At 65.0% G+C, this 480-nt stretch carries 1 protein-coding gene; it reads left to right on the forward strand.

The window, feature by feature from the left end; genetic code table 11:
- Positions 1-137: 137 nt before the first annotated feature.
- Positions 138-480, forward strand: a 343-nt coding sequence (locus EN893_RS37465; protein WP_206640281.1) for a 3-methyl-2-oxobutanoate hydroxymethyltransferase, incomplete at its 3' end; no start/stop codon positions are given.

Below are 480 nucleotides of genomic sequence, written 5' to 3' on the forward strand. Positions count from 1 at the left end.
TGGCTTGCCTGAAGCCCGACACAAGCCTGTGATCCTCCCGGTCGCTGCATGCACGCTTGCCAAGCCTTTGCGGTATTTCTAAAGCTCTGCGCGCCCATGCCTGCATCCAGCCCGGCTTGAGGCCAAGGAGGTGACGATTGGCCACGGAATTGCCGACCACCGACATTCGCATCAGCGCCGAGGCGATTCGCCACCGCAAGGGCGGCACGCCGATCGTTTGCCTGACCGCCTATACCTATCCCATCGCCCGTCTGCTCGATCGCCATGTTGACCTGCTTCTGGTCGGCGACAGTGTCGCCATGGTCCTGCATGGCCACAAGACGACGCTGGGCGCCTCGCTGGAGATGATGATCGCACATGGGCAGGCCGTGATGCGCGGCTCGGCCAGGGCCTGCGTCGTCGTCGACCTGCCGGCCGGCACCTATGAGGCAACGGCAGCGCAAGCCGTCAACTCGGCGCGGCGGGTCGTCGACGAAACCG

It is taken from the genome of Mesorhizobium sp. M7A.F.Ca.CA.004.04.2.1 (assembly GCF_004022825.1).
Lineage (GTDB): Bacteria > Pseudomonadota > Alphaproteobacteria > Rhizobiales > Rhizobiaceae > Mesorhizobium.